The following is an 18,947-nucleotide window of genomic DNA, read 5'->3' on the forward strand; positions in this document are numbered from 1 at the left end:
TGGCGTGGCGTTTCTTACGGGCACGTGTCTGCGGCGAGCAGCTTCGTCACCAGGGCATCGGCATCCGTCAGGTCGAGCATGTCGTCCTCGTTGACATCGGCCACGCACAACTCGAGCGAGCCAAGGGGCGGATCGGCCAGCAGGCGAATGATGAATTCGTTGATATCCAACCCGTCGATCGTGCCATCACTGTTGCAGTCGCCGGGGCAGCAGAAGACGGAAGCCGGGGGGCACGTCGCGTAGCCCGGGAGGATCAGCGCCGTGAACGCGCCGAGGTCCAGCCCGTCGACGGCGTTGTCACCGTTGACATCGGCGCGGCAGAATTGCGGATCGGCGGGCAACGGCGGATTGAGCACGGCGTTGATCAGCGGATCGAGATCGATCAGGTCGAGGTCGCCATCGCCCTGCATGTCGCCCGGGCAACATGGCTGCGGGCAAGTGACCTCCTGGCAAAGGATTCCGCTGCCCTGAAAGACGCCATTGGCGAAAGAACACGCCGTGGAGTCAAGGAACTGGCACGAGCCGTCTGGCAAGCAACACGCACCGGGCGGCTGAAGACACGGATTGGGATCGCAGGTCGTTGCCGGCCCCTGAAAGGTGCCGCCGTTGCCGTTGCAGTCGATCTCGGTTTGCTCCTGGCAGCTTCCATTCGGATGGCAGCACGCGCCCAAAGGTTGCGGGCAGGGGTTGGGGGAGCAGGTCGCGCCGACGGTGAAGACGCCGCTTAGGCCGTCGCACTCCGCTTCCGTCACGACGCTGCACACGCCGCCGGCCTGACAACAGGAGCCGGTCGGTTGGGGGCAGTTGTTTGGCGTGCAGGTCGTCGCGGGTCCGCTGAAGGTTCCCATCGCGATGATGCAATCGGCTTCGACAAGTTCCTCGCAATGGCCGTCGAGAAAACAGCAGGCGCCATAGGGATCACATGCCACGGTGATGTCGCCCGTGCCGGTCTCGCCATTCACCCCGCCGATGCGCACGAGATAGCAATTGCCCGCTTCCACGGGGAACGTCACCAGCGGCGCGCCGTTGGGCGAGCAGCCGTCGTTGTCACAGGTGATCGGCGCAGCGCCGACCGGGCAGGCGCAACCGTCATACACGGCCATTGCGGCGTTGAAGTTCGCCCCGCACAGGTCGATGGTGACTTCGCCGTCACACGTCGCGACGTAGTTGTACCAGACGTCGTTGGTGATCAGCGCGCAGGGCGGATCGGGTGTATCGGCCGGACCGTCGGTGCTCGCGGAGTTGGTGACGAACGGCGTGACGCCTTCGCCCAGCGTGAGCGCGCCGGCACAGGGATCGTTCTCCGGCGGCGGGCAGGTAATCGGCGAACAAAGCTCGCCGGGTGTGAAGACATCCGGCGCGATGCACGCCGCGGCGGGGAGGACTTCGCAGGTGTGATCGGCATGGCAGCAGGCGCCATGGCCGGCTGGCACGCAATCAATTTTGAGATTGCCCGATCCGGTCGCGCCGGCGACGCCGCCGATGCGAAGGAGATAGCAATTGCCCATTGTCACGGGCAGGCTGACCTTGCTCGCGCCGCCGGGCGTCATGCAGCCGTCATCGTTGCAGGCGAGCCGCGGCCCGAGGACGGGAGGGCAGAAGCACGAGTCATAAACCGCCAACGCGGAATTGAAGTTTGTACCATCGCAGAGACTGATATGCAGCGTACCGGTGCACTCGGCGGTGTAGGAATACCAGATGTCGTTGGTGATGACCGGGCAGCCGGGTCCGGCGTCGGGCGGTCCGTCGGTGGTCGCGCCGAGCGTGGAGAAGGGCAAGAAGCCGCTGGTGATCGTGAGCTTGAATTGACAACTGTCGTTGACCGGCGGGCATTGGACCGCAGCGCACGTTCCGGCGGTCCAGACGCCGTTCATGTTTTCACAGTCGAGAATCGAGAGGTCTTCGCAGGTTCCATCGGGCTTGCAGCAGGCGCCGGGCGTGGTGTCGCCGCAGGGCGGGACGAGATTCGCACAGAGCGTGTCCGGCACGAAGCGTTCGTCCAGGTCCTGGCAATCGGCGATGCCGACGTTGTCGGTGCATACTGCAGTAGTGTCATTGCAGCAGGCGCCGATCACCGGTGCGCAGGGTGGATTAAGCAGAGAACAGATCGTGCCGATGTGGAAGACGTCGAATGGTCCGGCGCACTGGGTCACGCTGGAGACGGTCGTACACACGCCGGTCTGGGCGTTGCAGCACGCGCCGACGTCGGTGACGGTCTTTTGCCCGTAGAGTTGGAACGACAGTTCACGCGCTTCGCCAGCGGCCGGCGCCCCCGGAGCGGCGCAGAAGCCGAGATTGCCGGGATTGTTCGTCCAGCTGTTAATGTTCACAGCCGGGAAGTACACCTTCGACATCGACACATCGAATGGCAGATCGGCCGAGAGCATCCAGGCGCTCTGCGGCGGGGCATGGTGCCGAGGGACGACGCTGATCCAATACGTGTGATTCTTCGCGACGAGCAGATTGACGGGGATGTCCACGACGTAGGCCGGGCGGCAGGAATTGACAAGCGTCTGATTCTCCAGCTCGGCCATCGGGACCAGTTGCGAGGCGACAACGGTGCCGGTGTGCCCGCCCATTTCGTTGGGCTGGCCGGATGGAATGTTCCCGATGGCATTCTCATAGATGGTGACGTAAACACCGCCGGTCCAAGTCGTGGTCGGTGTGGCCGCCGGAGCGCCGCTCTGGAAGAAGTGAAACGCGACGCGGACGGTCGAGATGCGCGCGATGGTATCCGGCGAGACGGCATCGGTGATCGAGAAATCATCCGCAGCCGCGGCGATGAACTTCCACGGCGGGAGTGCCTCGCTCCACTGACTCGCGGGATTGCCGAAATCGTCGATCGGCGCGCCGTTGTCGAAGAGCAACTCGCCGGGCGGCGTGTTGCCGCGCAGGCGAACCGGCATCTCGCGCCAGACGGCATCGGCCGCGATGCCCTTCTCGCCCGACACCGGGCTGTTCTGCGGCGTGGAGAATTGCGACGGACCGCCGGCGGCGGCTGGGTTGCCCTGGCTGTTGGGCTTGATCTGCGAAAGCGTCAGAGCAGGCGACCCGAGCAGGCATGCGAACGCAACCATGAAGGTGTGGAGCATCCCCCCCACGGCGCAGCGCCGGCTGGTCCCCAAGTAGCCCTTTGTCATCGGCCTGCCTTCCCAGTAACTCCTGACACACCAAGCGCTTGAAGTCGGTGGGATGTTTTCGGCGTGGATGCGTCCCCTCTTCGACGCTCATTTTACCCACTTTCTGATTCTAATCCTAGCCTAATTGTCCTGTTGCTTGAGTCTCATAAGTGGTTGGTGGCCCGTGATTACAAGCTGTTTCAACAAACCCCTCTCGCTTTCAGGGAGAGGGTCGGGCAGAGGGTGAATCATTTCGGTTGAACTACTGTTCCCCCTCACCCAACCTCTCCCCCAAGGGGGAGAGGAGTTTTGAAACCCGTTCTAGTGTTCAGTTGCCGGACGCCGGTGGCCGGTAAGAGGGCGAATCGCCGCATACGAGGGGATGCGTCGCGGAAATGTGAGCGTTGCGGGAAATCCGAACGAACGGTTCTTCGTCAAGCATTCCGCTCGCGGCGGCGGCGCTTCCGTGGAGCATCGGCCGGTAACTGATTCGGCGTCACGGGAACAGGGCCGGATGGCGTTCGTGTAGCGGAGCGCGCCGGCTCGGGCGCAGCGTGCGAGGCCGCGCTGGCCGCCGCGGCGGCGCGGGGCGAAACACCGGCGACCGCTGGCGGCGATTCCAGGCCGGTGCGCTCACCGCGAAAGAGGTTCTTCAAAATGGCGAGCAGCGAGTCGGCGCTGAAATAGACATCCGGAACGCGCCAGTGGATCGTCCGGCCGTCGGGAATGCGCACCGACCCGCCGCGATTCGTGAAGAGCGGCTCGATCTTTCGGACTTCACCGTCGAAGGTGAAAACGATGTCCGGCTCTTTTTTGATAATCGTCTTGATTGACCAGCCAGCGGCCCGAACTTTGATTTCCGTCAGCGTCAGGAGCGTCTCAACCGATTTCGGATAGCGCCCGAAGGCGTCGATCAGATCGCGCGCGAGCAGATCCACGTCGTCGGCCGTGCGACAGGCCGCGACGCGCCGGTAGCACTCCATGCGCTGACGGTCCGACGGGATGTACCCGCGCGGGATGTAGGCCTCGACGTCCAGCTCGACGTGCACGGCCACGCGCTGCGACGGCGCTTCGCCGCGCAGGCGCTTGACCGCCTGCTCGAGCAACTGGCAGTACATTTCGTAGCCGACCGCCGCGATGTGGCCCGACTGTTCGGGGCCGAGCAGGTTGCCCGCGCCGCGGATTTCCAGATCGCGCATGGCGATGCGAAAGCCAGCGCCCAGCTCGCTGTATTCCTCGACGGCCTTGAGACGCTTCGCCGCCGTGCTGGTCAGCGGGCGATTGGGGGAAAGCATGAGGTAGCAATAAGCGCGGTGCTTGTACCGCCCGACGCGGCCGCGAAGCTGGTGCAGATCGGCCAGACCGAACAGCTCGGCGCGATCGATGAAGATCGTGTTGGCGCTGGGGATGTCCAGCCCGGCCTCGATGATGGACGTGCTCACGAGCACGTCGGCCTCGCGGTTGATAAAGCGCGTCATGACCTCTTCCAGTTCGTCGGACGGCATCTGCCCGTGGCCGACGAGGAAGCGCGCCTCGGGAACAAGCGTCATCAGCTTCGCCGCGACGGTGTGAATGCTCTTGACGCGGTTGTGAACAAAGAACACCTGCCCGTCGCGGTTCAGCTCGCGGATGATCGACTCACGTATGAGGTCATCGCTCCACGAAACGACGCGTGTCGAGATCGAACGGCGGTCCATCGGCGGCGTCGCCAGGCTGCTGATGTCGCGCAGGCCGATCATCGACATGTGCAGGGTGCGCGGGATCGGCGTCGCCGAGAGCGTCAGCACCTCCACCGTCGCGCGGAGATGCTTGAGCCGCTCCTTCTGCTCGACGCCGAAACGCTGCTCCTCATCAACGATGACCAGCCCGAGATCGGCGAACCGCACGTCGCGCGAGAGGATGCGATGCGTGCCGATCAGCACGTCCACCTGACCCTTGCGCACCGCGGCGACCATCTCCTTCTGTTCAGCCGACGTGCGATACCGGTTCAGGCAGCGCACCGTGAACGGGTACTCCGCGAAGCGCTCGCTGAACGTGCGGAAATGCTGCTCGGCCAGCACGGTGGTCGGCACCAGCACAGCCACCTGCTTGCCGAATTCGACCGCCTTGAACGCCGCGCGCATGGCCAGTTCCGTCTTGCCGTACCCCACATCGCCACAGAGCAAACGATCCATCGCGCGGGGCATCGCCATGTCACGCTTGATGTCGGCCAGCGCCGTCAATTGATCCGGCGTCTCGGTGTACGGAAACGATGCCTCAAATTCCTTCTGCCAGCGCGTGTCGGCCGGATAAGCCACGCCGCCCTCGGCATCGCGCGACGCGGCCACGCGGAGCAGATCGGCCGCCAGGTCCGACACGGCCTCCTCCACGCGGGCCTTGGTCTTCTGCCAGCGCGTGCCGCCGAGCTTGGAGAGGGTCGGCCGCGCGCCCTTCGCCCCAATGTACTTTTGTACGAGGTCGATCTGTGACGCGGGCACGTGCACGACGCCGTCATCGGCGAAGCGCAGGGTGAGATACTCCTCGCTCTTGCCGGAGCCGCCCTTCGCGGCGGTGCGCATCCCGGTGAAGCGGCCGATGCCGTGGACGACGTGGACGACGTAATCGCCCTCTTCGAGATCGAGGAAACTCTCGATGGGGCGACCGGCGGCGATCTTGCGAATGCTCCGTTTAAGCGTGTAGCGGCGGAAAAGTTCGTGATGCGGGACGACGGCGAAGGCGCGCGGTGACGTCGCATCCGACGCGATCCAGCGAAAGCCGCGGTGGATCGTGCCGAGTTGGAGAACAATGTTCGCGGCGGCGTTGCCGGTTGGCTCGATTGCTTGCGCGATCGGGTTCCGGATTTCGACGGCCTGCGCCGCCGGCTCCTGGGGTACGATGGATTGGGCGATCAACTCATTCAATCGCTCGCGCTCGCCGTCGTTGTCGCAATAGACATAGACGCGTTGCTGTTTCGCCAGTTGCAGGAGTTGCAGCACGGCATCGGTCGATTTGCCCTCGAAGGTCGGCAGTCCCTCGCAGGTCAGCTCGAAGGTGTCCGCCGCGGAGGCGGACTCGGACGCGAAACGGCTCACGTGCAGCACGGCGAACGTCGCGAACTGTCGCAGCAGCGCCTCGATGGTGTAATGCCCGACCGGATTGCCGAGACGCTCCAGCACCGTGCGGCCGATCTCGGCGATTTCGAGCGATTCGTGCAGGACGATGATCGTATCGGGCGGGAGATAATGCGTGAACGTTGTGGTTTCTCCCGGCGTGCGCCCCGGCGGCGGTGGCAGCGTGATGCGCGCGGATGGCAGCGTGCGCGTCGAGCGTTGCGTGCCGACCTCGAACGGGCGGATCGACTCGATCTCGTCGCCGAAGAATTCGATGCGCAGCGGATCGGCGTCGATGGTGGCGAAGATGTCCAGGATGCCGCCGCGCAGCGCGAAGTCGCCCGGTTGCTCGACCTGGTCCAGCCGCGTGAAGCCACGGGCGACGAGGTAATCCGCGATGGATTCGGGCGTGCGCTCCTCGCCGACCGAGAGTGTCATCGTATTGGCATCCAGCGCCGACGCGGCCGGGACGGGCTGCATGAGCGCCTGGATCGGCGCAACGATGATCGGTCGCTCGCCGCGGCGCAAGGCTTCACAAAGTCGCGTGCGCTCGGTGTTGATCTCGCCCGACCCCGCGCCCTCGCCGGGAAGTGTTTCCCACGCGGGGAGAAGCTCGACCACGGGTGGTTCAACGGGGTCCGGTCGATCGCTTGCGCGATCGGCTCTTTGGACGAAGATGGTTTCGAGATCGTCGCGCGCTTCGTCGGCCTGATCGAGGTGCGCGGTGACGAAAAGCAGCGGACGATGGAGTTGCCGGCTAAGCAGGCCCGCCAGAATGGGCGCGCACGATCCCCACAGCCCGTGCGCCGCGAGGGGGGGCCCTCCCGCCTTCAATCGCGCCGCCAGGGCCGCCACGCGGGCGTCCACGGCGATGTCGTGCCAAGGCAGCACGATTGCATTATCGCATTCGCCGTCGGCTTTCGCAATTCGCGGCCCTTCGCCGCCGTGCAATCGTGAATCGCAGGACCAAAAGCCTTATCATGCAAGGGGAACCCTCCGGGGCATGTGATTCGCGTGACGCTGACTCCGCCATTTGACCTGTCCGATGCGCCGAAGACCCTGCGCGCGCATCACGCTTCGCCGACGACTGGCCACGGGCATCCGACGCGCGTCGAGACACCGCGCGTTCGATCGGCACATGCTTCAGCAGCCCACTCGGTGCACTACCTCACCCGCTTCGACGCATCCGCCGCCGCGACGATCTGCTCGTGGGTGCGCAGCCCCGCTGAATTAACATTCCTCGCCCCCGGCACGGCCCCGCCGCTGACCGCCGAAAAGGTCGCCGCATGGGGACGCGAACGCGCCAATCGGCTCTTGCTGTGCGCGGCGGATCGTGCACAGGCGGTCGGCTATGGCGAATTGAATCCGATGGTCCATCGGGCGGATCAGATGTGGATCGGGCACTTGATCGTGAATCCCGACGTTCGCGGAATGGGCATCGGGCAGCGGTTCACGCAGGCGCTGTTGGCCCGCGCCTTTCTGCAATATGGAGTGGCCGAGGTGCTGCTGCTGGTCTTCCCGGAAAATCGTCCTGCGTTGGCGTGCTATGAACGCTGCGGCATGGTCGTCACCGGGCGCGAACACAAACTCTTTGAAGCCACCGGGCAGCGACACCTGTTCCTGCGCATGAGCATCAAGGCGGCACGGTTCCACCGCTGGGTCGAGCGCGGCAGAATGCCTCCGACCCCCCTTCCGTTTCACGCCTGACCAACCAGCGGTGTGCGGCGGTCGCTCAACGCCCACGGCGCGCGGGATCGTGAAAGAATAGGAATCGCTCGAGCGCGTCGAACCCGTGACAGGTCGTACACACATTCGGCGCGCGGAACGGGCGAAGCATGAGCCGGGCCGAGCGAAGCGCCTCGCGCGAGCGATCCGGACCGCTGAATTCCGCATCGGGCAGATACCCGTGCGGCGTGTGACAGGTGCGGCACGCGATCTGCCCCTGCGATGCGGGGCGGCCATTGACGTCGTAGAGCGGCAGATTCCCATCGCTCGGTCCGTCAAAGATGTTCAACATGGGCACGTCGGGATGGGTCGCGATCATCGGCGGACGAGCCGTGCCGCCGTCGCGATGACAAGCTTCACAGCGCTGATCCGACGCGTGCATGGCCGCGAAGTTGATCGTCTCGCGCGGAGCGGCCGCCTGCGGCATCGCGCGGGGCCTTCCTGATTCCTCCACGACCGTGAGCGATCTCGGCCAGAGAAGATCGTCCTCGATGGCTGTGGGCATCGCGTGCACCGAATGACAGGGCAGACACGCTTGCGCCGGCAGTTGCTTCGATTCGAACGTCGCAGCCGCGTGAGCGGTCAGGGGGATGGCCGATGCGTCGGCGTGACAGGTGATGCAGAGGCTGCTCGCGGGCGCGCCGGCTGCGGTGCGCAGGAATTTGTGCGCCGCTCCGTCGGCGGCATGTGGATTGTGACAGGTGCGGCAGCCGACGGCGGACGCCTCGGTTGAGGCGGAGCGTGCGAGCGGCAAGCCGCCGGTCGCGAAACCGGCCGGCACGATGCGCGGGTGCATGGCCGCGTGATTGGACTGTTTCATGCGTTCGCCCTCGCCGCCATGACCCCAGGCCGCGCCGGGATGGCAGGCGATGCATGATCCGTCGGATGCGGCGTCGGCGGGGGACGCGGCGAAGGTAAAAAGTCCTTTGTCGTCTTTTCCATGCGGTCGGTGACAGGCAAGGCAGGTGTCTTCGCGAAGCGCAGCGGCCTGCGGCCATTGGTTTCCCGTGCTGCGAAAATCGTGCGGCCCGCCGGAGAGCGCCGCGTAATCGGCGTGGCATTTCAGGCACAAGCCTGGCGTCGGCTCACGAAGGAACTGCCCCAGCGCCGGACGATTCGGCTCATGCGGCCCGTGCGGATCGTGGCATTCGACGCAGGCGGCCTTCGGGTGATTGAAGCTCCCGAGCGCCTTCTCACCGGCGCAGCGGCCTTCCTGGTGGCAGGTGATGCACTTGCCGCCGCCGGGGTCGAGGTCGCTGATCTCCGGCGAGCGCGCGTAGCGATGAAACAGGTGGCATGAACTGCACGGCCCGCCCGTCTGGGCGGTCATGCCCAGCCGGTTGCGCTCCTCGGGGAAGGTTCTGCGCAGATCGTGCGGCGTGTTAAAGACAGATGTCTTCTCCGAATGGCAGCCGACGCAGAACGAGCCGTCGGTCAGTTCGGCCGCGAGCATGAACCGCTCGCCCTTGCCGTGATGCAGTTTGTGACACGAGAGACAGATAAGCCGGTCCTCGGGGCCCAGGCGCGTGCCGAGCGCCGCGACGGCCGCCTTCTGCGCCGCGTTGGCGACCGGGCTAAGCGGGTGTTCGGTGTGATCGCCGTCGCGAAACATGCCCGGTCGCATCTGGTCGTGGCAGGAGAGGCACAGCTGATTGGACTCGGTGCCCATCACGAGCAGGTGATCGTGGGCGGCGCCGTGCGGCGTGTGGCAGACGTTGCAGGTCAGTTCGCGCGGATTCGGGCCGACTTTCGCGCCGGCGGCGATCAGATCATTCGGCACGGCCCAGGGCATGCCGCCGGTCGGGTGCGTGCCGCGCTGGGGTCCGCGGGTCTTGTCGGCGTGACAGGTGACGCACATTTCGCCCGAGGTGTTCAGCATTCTCAAAAAGACCGATGTCTTTAGATTGCCGGACAGGTCACCTCCCGCGTGCGCCGAATGACACGTTCGACAGGCAATCTTGCCGTCAACCAGCGGCAACTGCGGCGGGACGGTCATCTCCGGCAGCGGCACGATATCGGTCCGATGGCCGTGCTCCAGCCAGACGCGCCGGCGCGAATCGACGATCGATCCGTCGTGACACGACAGGCAGGTGTGCGGCTGGCTGACGTAGGGATGAATCGGATCATCCGCGGGCGGGTCAATCAATTCCGTGCCGCGCTTCTGTGCCAGCGGCTCGACCCATTCCAGGTGGCAGACCGTGCAGGCCCGCGCCTGCCGCCCGACGACGCTGGGCCGCGAGGAATCAGGCTGTGCAGCCAAGCGATGCGGGCGGCCCGATTCGATTCGGCGAGTGATGTCCAGCTTTCGAACGCGGCAGGCGTCCAGTTCCACGACGTATAGATTGCCCGACGCATCAAACGCCATGCCCATGGGCGCGGCGAGCTTCAGGGGTTGTCCCGCCCCATCGCGCAGAACGTCGACGAAACGCCCCGTCGGCGTAAACACCTGCACGACCCCCATGACGCTGTCGCTCACCCAGACATTCCCATCGGCATCCAGCGCCACGCCCTTGGGGCGATACAGCATCCCCGGCTCGACGCCGTATTGCGCGATCGTTGTCACCACGCCGCCGGTATCGCTGAACACGCCGATGCGGCCGTTCAAGACATCCGTCACATACACATTCCCCCTCGCGTCCCGTCCCAGCATGAACGGATAGTGCATCTGCCCCCGCGCCTCGCCTTGGCGGCCGGCCAGCGCGTGCGTGCCTCGCTTGACATCGTGACGAATCAGCACGTGTCGATTGTTGTCGACCGACCAGACCACTGCGCCATCCGGAGAGACGGCCACATCCGTCGGATCGGCCGGGTGGTCGTTCGGTCCGGCGGGCAAAGGAATGATACGAATCAGCTCGACGGGTGCGTCAGCGGCCACTAGGACCTTCGCGACGACGATCCGCGCGTTGCCTGCGTCAGCGATCCAGAGGTTGCCTGACGCATCGACATCAATGCCGACGGGATGAGACAGAGATTCGCTGCCGACGCGCCGAATCTCGCGGGCGATGTCGCCGCTGGCGTTGAATATCACGATTCGATCATTCACACCATCGACGACGAACACGCCTGCGTCGCGCGCGACAGCAACATCCGTCGGCATCAGCAGGCCCGGCGTGGACCGGTCGGTGAAGTCCAACGCGATTTGTGCCAGAAGTGGAACATCCGGCGTGTTCGACCCGGGCTGCGTCGTGGTAAAACCAGCAATCGGCGCGTCAGCATGCTGCGCAAAAATCCGCGCCACACAGAATAAACCGAGCCAGATCGCAACCACCAGAGAAAATCGACCCCCACGGTGCAGCGAGTGGGCATCGCGCGAAGTGAATACTCTGAAAAAACGCTGCGGCATCGTGGACCTCGGCGGTCGATTCGCTGAACATGATAGACGCATGACCGCGCCTTGCCTATCGACGAAGCAGCGCGCGCGGCACGAGGAGCGTACGCATGGACCAAACGCCGCCGCTTGATTCGAACAACCATGTCGACTCCAACGTGACCGGTTCGATCGGCGAGAACGCGCCGCGAAACCCAGGAGGATCCGTGAACCATCCAGCCGCACCGACGAAGAAAAAACGTTCACGCATGAAGCTGCTGGTCGTCTCGGGGCTGGGGCTGATGGTCTTTGCGGCAGCGAGTATCGGCGGTGCGGAGTATTACACATCGCGGCCGAACTTCTGCGGGTCATGCCACGTGATGGACCCGTACTTTGATTCGTGGTCGCACGATGTCCACGGGAAAAAAGCCGGCGTTCTGTGCGTTGAATGCCACTACGCCCCCGGCGAGCAGCACACGGTTCGCGCCAAGTTCCGCGGGCTGTCGCAGGCAGCGAGCTACTTCAGCGGGCGATACGGCGCGGGTCGACCGCGCGCCCACGTCAACAACGGAAGCTGCCTCACCTCGGAGTGTCACGGTGATGGCAACGGCACGCGTCTGGCCGATGAGCACATGAACAAGTCGCTGCTGATCGGCGAGCCTCGCACCGAAACGCGCCTCATCGCCGGCCTGCCGACCGAGGTCGAGCGGAAGCCGACCGTGCGATTTGTCCACGCCAAGCACCAACTCATCGACGAGCGCATCACGCTGAACAAGCGCGATCTCACGGTCGTTGGTGATCGCCTGCGCAAGGCCCTCCCGCCCGAGGCGTTCAAGCGGGTGGAAGCCGCCGTGCAATCGGTAAAGGATGCCTCCCGTCGCCAGGCCGATCTGATCGCCTTGTTGAAGCAACTGGGACACGACGCCCACTCCGCCGACGCGCTGGAGTTCATGCGGCTGGAGCACATGCGCGTTCGGCTGGCGCAGTTGGCCGATCTGAACTGCGCCGCGTGTCACACCTACGACGCCGGTGGTTCGAATCACTTCCGCGTCGATACGACGACGTGCTTCACCTGCCATTTCACGCACCAGGCGTTCAATCGTGACACGGGCGAATGCCTGAAGTGCCACGAGCCGCCGACAAGGCAGATCGTGGTGCATGCCCCGGTCGCCGGCACGAGTACCACGGCAGCCGCCGGCGCGCTGATGGACCACCAGGACATCGTCGCGCGCGGGATTGACTGCGCCAGTTGCCACGCGGACGTGATCCAGGGGCAGTCGGACGTGACGGCGCGCGACTGCACGCACTGCCACGACCAGTCAAAGTTCATCGAGGAGTTTGAGGCCCGCACGACCCAGACCGTCGAGGAATACCACCGCGTCCACGTCGGCGGGCAGCACGCGCGATGCACCGATTGCCACCGCACGATTCATCACGCGTTGATCGAGCCGGAGTTCGTCGGAAGCCGCGCCGAATTTCTCAAGCCCGTCGTCGACGACTGCCAGCATTGTCACCCCTCGCACCACCGCGAGCAGGTCGAGTTGCTCATGGGCGTCGGCGGCGCGGGGATCGACCGGCCGATGCCCAATGCGATGTTCGGCTCGCGGCTGAACTGCAAGGCGTGCCACAGCGAACCGGGGAGCGATTTCAAGGGCGACCCGCTGGTGAAGGCGACGGAGGAAACCTGTCTCAAATGCCACGGAGAAGACTACCGGACGGTCTTCCAGCAGTGGCGCGGCGAGATCGCCAGCCAGCTCGCCGAGGCGCGGGCGGCGCTGCAACGCGTGGACGATCGCATCAAGGCGGTCGGCGTGCGGGCGCAATCGCTGCCGCCGCGGATTCGCGACGGGATCGAAAACGCGCGAACAAACATCCGTCTGATCGAAACCGGCAACGGCGTGCACAATCGCACCTATGCGGTCTCGTTGCTGGATCTCGCCTCGCGTGATCTGGACGCAGCCCTGGCGGAGTTGAGTCGGTTGTAGGAAGTGAACGAAGTGGCCGCCGGTTGGATACCGGCGCCACAGGGTGCATGAGGAGCAGTGCCCACTCTACGCCAGCCTCACTTCTCATGACACGCCAGGCAGAGCGTGGCGCTGGGGACGCGCAGCGCCGCGTGGGCATCTTCCGCCGCGACCGACCGTTGCCCGAGATCCGAGCCGGCGGGAAACAATTCCGGCTGATGCGGGTTATGACAGGTGTAGCAAGTAACGCGGTCGCCGCCCAGGGGCAGGCCCGACAAGGTATCACCCGAGCCGATTGTTGACGCATCCGCCACCGCGCGACTGGATGCCAGCCAGTTGCGGACCTCATCCGTCACAGGTCGATCCACGTGGCCGCGCTCGGAGACGTCCCAATGCCGGACGTGACATGCGAGGCACCCCTGCGACGACTCCGTCCGCAGCAGCGAATGCCCGCGCCGCGCGCCATCGGCCGGCACGTCGGGAGCGTCCGTATGACAAAACAAACACGTGCGTGAATTGACCGCGCCGCTTGCATCGACCTGCCGGTGCGGACTGAACTGCCACGAGGCATCCTCCACGTGGCAGGTGCGGCAATAGGAATCAGCCCGATCCGATTCGTACCCGCGCAGCATCGCCGGATTGTCCGCCGGCCGCCGCGCCCCCGCATCACAATGTTGACGAATGTCGTGACACGTCAGACAGGTCAGCCGGCCCGCGTCGGTCGGCCAGTCTTCGGGCGTTGTCACCGTGGCCGTCCGCGCGAGCCTTCCCGTCGGGTGCGGTTCGTCGTGGGCCTTTCTGCCCTCGTGGCAGGCGAGGCATGTTTGATCGGCCTTCGCAACGGGAATCGCCTGCGGCGCGCCGTCGCCTGAAGCGTGACACGCGTTGCACTGCGTGGACGACCAGTGCGGATTGATCGCCGGCTCGACGCCCTCCACCAGCGGACGCGATCGGACGGGTGGAGCAGCGATCCGGGCCGTCGCGGCGTGGTCGCGGCCCCACGCGTACGCGCGCAGCCCCGGTTCGACGTAGCGCTCGGCGACAACGATGTAGTAGTCGGCGTCGAATCCATCCGGCGGCGCGGTCGCCTCGCCCGGCAAGTGTGACACAACGGCCAGACTGGAAGGCGAAACCAGCTTCTGTGATTCGTCGTCGGCGTCGCCAAAGACCGCGATCACTTCGCCGCGATCATCAAACGCCTGCACGCGCCCCAGCTTCGCATCGACGACGAACAACGTACCATCCGGCCCGAAGCCGGCATCGCGAGGCAGGGAAAAGCAGCCGATCCCGTCTCCGGCGCGCCCAATCGTCCGCTGCCATGTCCCATCGGGCGCGAACCGTTGCACGCGATGATTCATCGTATCGACGATGCATACCCCGCCATCGGGCGACACCGCGAGATTCGTCGGATAACGAAACTCGCCCGAGGCGTCGCCGTTTCGCCCGATGGAACGAAGCCATTTGCCCGACGCGCCGTGGTAAACCTCGATGCGATGGGCCGTCAGATTGCTCACCCAAAGTTCTTCACCGACGAACGCCAATCCGCCGGAGCGAAACTCCACGCCCGCCGGCGCTGCGCACGAGGTCTCGTTCCCGGCCGCGTCGAGGATCGTGACTTCACTCCCTGCGACCCCGGAACAGGCGACCGCCAGACTGCCATCGGGCGCGGTCGCGCAGGCGAGCGGAGAACACGCCTTCTGCCACGATCGCATCGAGGCAGAGGACCGATCGCCGACAGACCAGAAAAGCAAGTCGTTCCGTTCGGCATCGACGACAACCAAATCATGCTCCGCCGTCGCGCGAACGTGAATCGGCTTTCCAAGTTCCTTTGTCGGCGAATCGTCGACGCCGAACACCAGCGACGCCAGCCCATCGATCCGGGGGCCCTGCGTCCGCGGCATCCGAAGATTGCCCAGCGGCGCCGCGCTGCGAGGTACGATCGGCTCACGCGGTGCGGCTTTCGCACCTGCCACCGGCGCGGATAGGCCCGCCGTCTCGGACGATGCCCCCGACGACAGACGCCGTTCGCAGCCGCCGAGCGCGATTCCCATCAGCACGGCCAACGCCAGCGTGAGCCGCAGCGCGTGGCCGATCAGAGTCGATGGCACGACAGGCATAGCGCGCTCCGTTCATTGGACTTGACCAGCATAGCCGGGTGACCACCCGCATGATGAGGATCGTGACACGACACGCATTGCACGCGCCCCTCGGGCAGCCGGATGCGCCCGTCGCGCGTGACGGCGTTCGTGGCCCGATAGCGCGGGTGATCGGAAGGATAGCGTCCGCCGATCGGGTGGCCGGCCAGTGCCGCGGAACGTTCCTCGCCGGGTTCGAAGCGCGCGAGACGCGCGGCGTGTGCCGTGGTAAATACATCTGTCGCGATAACACCATCGTGGCAGCCCAGGCACACGAGGCTGTGGCGATCCAGCTCACGATCCGCATCCTGCGCCAGCACGGCGGCCGCGCGAGGGAGTCGATCCGCCGGCGGCCGCGCCGCGCCGTCCGTCATGCCTTCGGGCGTGTGACAGGTGAGGCACAGGCTTCGCGCGTCGCCACGGCCGTTGGAGAAATCATGCGGTCCGCCGAGTAAGCGGCTGGCGTAGGAGGCGCTTTGCGCCGGTAGCGATGCCGCCGATCGCGACGCCGATTCCTCTCGGCCGGATCGCGTCGCCTCGGTCCGGACCGGCCCCGGCGATTCCAGGCAGGCCGTCACGAGCGTGTGCGCAGCCGCCGCACACGCCAGCATCCACACGCTTGGGCGCGGGCCTCCGCTCGCTCTGCATCGATGGGGAATCGCCATGGCAAGCGTCAATCGTATGGAAGCGACCGAGCGGGGGCAATCAGTACCGGAACAGGCGATTCGCAGAAACCGGAAATATTGCGCGATTCCACGCACGGCTTGCCGCGGAGGGGTTTCGCGAATAAGTTGATCCTACGCAACGCATTTCAGGAAGAAAAGGAGCCGTGAACTCATGCCGCGCCGAATTCCATCCAACTCCATGCCATTCGTTCGCACGCGCATCTTGCGCCGGGTAATAGCCTGTGTCTCCTCCATCGCCGCCGCGTTGTTCCTCGCGGCCGCTGCCTGCGACAAGCAGCCCGCGCCGCCGCCCGCGAAGCCGACGGCTCCGCAAACCGCCGACAAGGATCTCGAAGCCCTTCGGGATAAAGTCGTCGGGCAACCGGGCAATGCCGCGCTTCCGCCGAATCACCCGCCGATCGGCGGCCAGCCCGCAGCCGCCAGCGCTCCCGCGCAGGATGGGATGCCGCCGGGGCACCCGCCGATCAATGCCGCGCGACCGGCCGCGCCCTTCGCAGCAATGAGCGCCGACCCACCGAAGTATGATGTCCCCGAAGATTGGAAGGCCCAGCAGCCACGAACTCCGATGCGCAAGGCACAGTACGCGCTGCCGGGAGATGCCGGCGATGGGGAGATGATCCTCTTTTATTTCGGTCAAGGTGAAGGCGGCGATATTGAATCCAATCTTGCGCGATGGAAAGCGATGTTCGCGACAGCCGATGGCCAGCCGGTGCCGGAAGACGCCTGCAAGGTGGAGCGCCTCACCGTGAACGATTTGAAAGTCACCACGCTGGACGTCTCGGGCACTTACCGCGAGCCGGCGATGATGAACCCGCAGGCGCCGCCCGAGCGGCCGGGCTATCGCATGTTGTGCGCGATCGTGGAAATGCCCAACGGCAACTGGTTCTTCAAGGGGACCGGGCCAGCCGCCACGATGGCGCGCCATGAAGCGTCGTTTCGCAAACTGGTTCAGTCCTTGAAATCCAAATAGCGGCGCGGCGTTCGCGAGGCATTCGGCTTGCTCGCGATCCCGAATCCGGCCGCTTGCGTCAAACCCCATTTCCATAGATCGCTGCGTGGAATTGCGCAGGCTTAAGGCCGAAGTGCGCACGGGTCCGCGCGCGGTTGCGAGACAAGCGAATGCCTCAAGCGCTGGGCAGACTGTTTAATAAGCCATTGCAAAAATCGGCGAGGTTGTATATAGGTCACGGACTTAATCGCACGGCGCAGAACACGCCGCGACCATTCTGGCCCGTAGGTGAGCAAGCATGGACCCCAGGACCAGCGCGAGCGAAGCCAAGCAGCGAGAAATCGACGCGCTCCAGCAGCGATTGGCGGAGCTGCAAGCGGACCTCGCCGTGGTAAGTCAGCACATGGACTGGGTTCCACGGCAGTATTACACGACCTATCACATTCTCGCCGGCATGGTGCTGGGGCTGGCCGGCGCGATCACCAGCCTGCTGTTCAACATCATCGGCGCGGCGATGGTCGGCAAGCACCCGCTGGAGTTGATCCGCGTATACCTCACCTTCCCGATGGGCGAGAAGGCCCTGGAGGTGCAGAGCGGGTTCGTGCTGGCGGCAGGTTGCTGCCTCTATCTTGGCACCGGGATGATCGGCGGGATACCGTTCCACATGATCTTGAGCCGCTATTTTGACCGCGCCGGCGGCGGCAAACGGTTCGTCGTCGCGTCGGTCCTGGCGCTGGGTGTCTGGCTGATCAACTACTATGGGTTGATCGCGTGGCTGCAACCGGCCCTGATCGGCGGCAACTGGATTCTGGAGCGCGTGCCGGTCTATGTCGCAATAATGACACATCTCATCTTCGGCTGGACGCTGCTGGCCGTCGACCAGTGGGGGCGTTTTGTCCCGCGCGCCGCGCGATACTCGGGGTCCGCCGCGTCATGAAACATCTCCTGTTCATCGCAACCGGTATCGCATTGCTCGCGCTGGCCGCCGCGCCGGGGTGCAAGCCCGCGCCCGCCGACGACGAAGACACGTCCCGCCCCGCGGCCTTCGGCTATCAGCAGAGCGTTCACGACGCGCTGCTCGAAGAAGGGCGCTCGGCCTACCTGCAATATTGCGTCGGCTGTCACGGCGATCGGGGTGACGGCAATGGTCCGGCCGCCAAGTTCCTGCATCCGCCGCCCCGCAACTTCATCACGGCCAATTACAAGTTCAGCTCCGCTCGCGCCGGCCGGCTCCCGACCGATGCCGATCTGAAACGCACCATCACCCTGGGCCTTCGCGGATCGGCCATGCCGGCTTTTCGACTCCTTTCCACGCGCACCGTCGAAGCGCTCGTGACTTACCTCAAGAGTCTCTCGCCCCGCTGGAAAGAGGAAGACGCCTCGATGCCCGTGCCGCTGGTTGATGATCCTTACCGGCGCGAGACCGACAAGACCGAGGCCATCGCCCGCGGCGAGGCGCTTTATCATGGTCTGGCCATCTGCTGGTCCTGTCATCCCGCTTACGTCCCCGAGGCGAGGATCAACGAATACATCGTTTCGTTCGGCAACCCTGCGCGGGAGGGATTCCGGCCGAACCTGCATCTCGCCGAAGCGAAGCCGAACAGCGAGGGCATCGTGCTGTATCCGCCGGATTTTCTGCGCGACTTCGTCCGCGCCGGCACCAGCCTGGAAGACTTGTACCGCTCCGTCGCCGCCGGCATCACCAGCACCGCCATGCCGACCTGGTACGACTCGATCGACATTCCGGGCGCGAATCCCGGCGATCCGCCGCGTGCGTCCGCCGGCGATCTGTGGGCCATTGCGTATTACGTGCAAGACTTGCTCAAAAAGCGCCCGCCGCTTCTGAAGCCCAATGAGTTCAACGTCCGCGCGCACGCGCAGGGCATTTACCTGCACGGACCGCCGCCCAAGCCGACCCAGCCGACGACGCCTGAATCAGAGCAACCCACGAACTTTGAGCCGGATTTTTGACA

10 protein-coding genes are annotated in these 18,947 nt (G+C 65.1%); 5 read left to right on the plus strand and 5 right to left on the minus strand.

From position 1 onward, the window contains the following. Window positions 1-14: 14 nt before the first annotated feature. Window positions 15-3,140, minus strand: a complete 3,126-nt coding sequence (locus HRU71_07010) for a hypothetical protein (protein QOJ03251.1) — start codon at window positions 3,138-3,140, stop codon at window positions 15-17. A 413-nt stretch (window positions 3,141-3,553) separates the two neighbouring features. Further along, on the minus strand, window positions 3,554-7,099 hold the full coding sequence (mfd, locus tag HRU71_07015) for a transcription-repair coupling factor (protein ID QOJ03252.1): 3,546 nt from the start codon (window positions 7,097-7,099) through the stop codon (window positions 3,554-3,556). Between the two features lie 123 nt (window positions 7,100-7,222). Here mfd and HRU71_07020 point away from each other — a divergent pair, with 123 nt between their 5' ends. Continuing rightward, window positions 7,223-7,915, plus strand: a complete 693-nt coding sequence (locus tag HRU71_07020; protein QOJ03253.1) for a GNAT family N-acetyltransferase — start codon at window positions 7,223-7,225, stop codon at window positions 7,913-7,915. 25 nt (window positions 7,916-7,940) lie between these two features. Here HRU71_07020 and HRU71_07025 read toward each other — a convergent pair whose 3' ends face one another. Continuing rightward, window positions 7,941-11,171, minus strand: a complete 3,231-nt coding sequence (locus HRU71_07025) for a hypothetical protein (protein QOJ03254.1) — start codon at window positions 11,169-11,171, stop codon at window positions 7,941-7,943. Between the two features lie 200 nt (window positions 11,172-11,371). On the opposite strand from HRU71_07025, the gene HRU71_07030 reads away from it, so the two are divergent. Then, window positions 11,372-13,225, plus strand: coding sequence for a NapC/NirT family cytochrome c (locus HRU71_07030; protein ID QOJ03255.1), 1,854 nt, complete (start codon window positions 11,372-11,374; stop codon window positions 13,223-13,225). A 77-nt stretch (window positions 13,226-13,302) separates the two neighbouring features. On the opposite strand, the gene HRU71_07035 is transcribed toward HRU71_07030, so the two are convergent. Both HRU71_07035 and HRU71_07040 read right to left on the minus strand, forming a co-directional pair. Further along, window positions 13,303-15,321 carry a hypothetical protein gene (locus tag HRU71_07035; protein ID QOJ03256.1) on the minus strand — a complete coding sequence of 673 codons (2,019 nt, stop codon included), beginning with the start codon at window positions 15,319-15,321 and terminating at the stop codon, window positions 13,303-13,305. Further along, a complete protein-coding gene (locus HRU71_07040; protein ID QOJ03257.1) occupies window positions 15,297-16,004 on the minus strand; it encodes a hypothetical protein in 708 nt (235 codons plus the stop codon). Before HRU71_07040 ends, HRU71_07035 begins: the two co-directional genes overlap by 25 nt. A 172-nt stretch (window positions 16,005-16,176) precedes the next feature. On the opposite strand from HRU71_07040, the gene HRU71_07045 reads away from it, so the two are divergent. From HRU71_07045 to HRU71_07055, 3 genes are all read left to right on the plus strand, one after another. After that, on the plus strand, window positions 16,177-16,995 hold the full coding sequence (locus HRU71_07045; protein ID QOJ03258.1) for a hypothetical protein: 819 nt from the start codon (window positions 16,177-16,179) through the stop codon (window positions 16,993-16,995). A gap of 277 nt (window positions 16,996-17,272) precedes the next feature. Further along, window positions 17,273-17,911 (plus strand): hypothetical protein, encoded by a 639-nt coding sequence (locus HRU71_07050; GenBank protein ID QOJ03259.1) that lies wholly within the window; start codon window positions 17,273-17,275, stop codon window positions 17,909-17,911. Continuing rightward, window positions 17,908-18,945: a cytochrome c gene (locus HRU71_07055; GenBank protein ID QOJ03260.1), complete on the plus strand. Its 1,038-nt coding sequence runs from the start codon at window positions 17,908-17,910 to the stop codon at window positions 18,943-18,945. Before HRU71_07050 ends, HRU71_07055 begins: the two co-directional genes overlap by 4 nt. The last annotated feature ends 2 nt before the right edge of the window (window positions 18,946-18,947 follow it).

This window comes from Planctomycetia bacterium, from assembly GCA_015200345.1.
In the GTDB taxonomy this organism is placed as follows: domain Bacteria; phylum Planctomycetota; class Phycisphaerae; order UBA1845; family UTPLA1; genus PLA3.

Bases quoted from the DNA above. Each gene is read 5' to 3' on its own strand.
- HRU71_07010 (QOJ03251.1), bottom strand. From the start codon at position 3,140: ATGACAAAGGGCTACTTGGGGACCAGCCGGCGCTGCGCCGTGGGGGGG.
- HRU71_07030 (QOJ03255.1), top strand. From the start codon at position 11,372: ATGGACCAAACGCCGCCGCTTGATTCGAACAACCATGTCGACTCCAAC.
- HRU71_07035 (QOJ03256.1), bottom strand. From the start codon at position 15,321: ATGCCTGTCGTGCCATCGACTCTGATCGGCCACGCGCTGCGGCTCACG.
- HRU71_07040 (QOJ03257.1), bottom strand. From the start codon at position 16,004: ATGGCGATTCCCCATCGATGCAGAGCGAGCGGAGGCCCGCGCCCAAGC.
- HRU71_07045 (QOJ03258.1), top strand. From the start codon at position 16,177: ATGCCGCGCCGAATTCCATCCAACTCCATGCCATTCGTTCGCACGCGC.
- HRU71_07050 (QOJ03259.1), top strand. From the start codon at position 17,273: ATGGACCCCAGGACCAGCGCGAGCGAAGCCAAGCAGCGAGAAATCGAC.
- HRU71_07055 (QOJ03260.1), top strand. From the start codon at position 17,908: ATGAAACATCTCCTGTTCATCGCAACCGGTATCGCATTGCTCGCGCTG.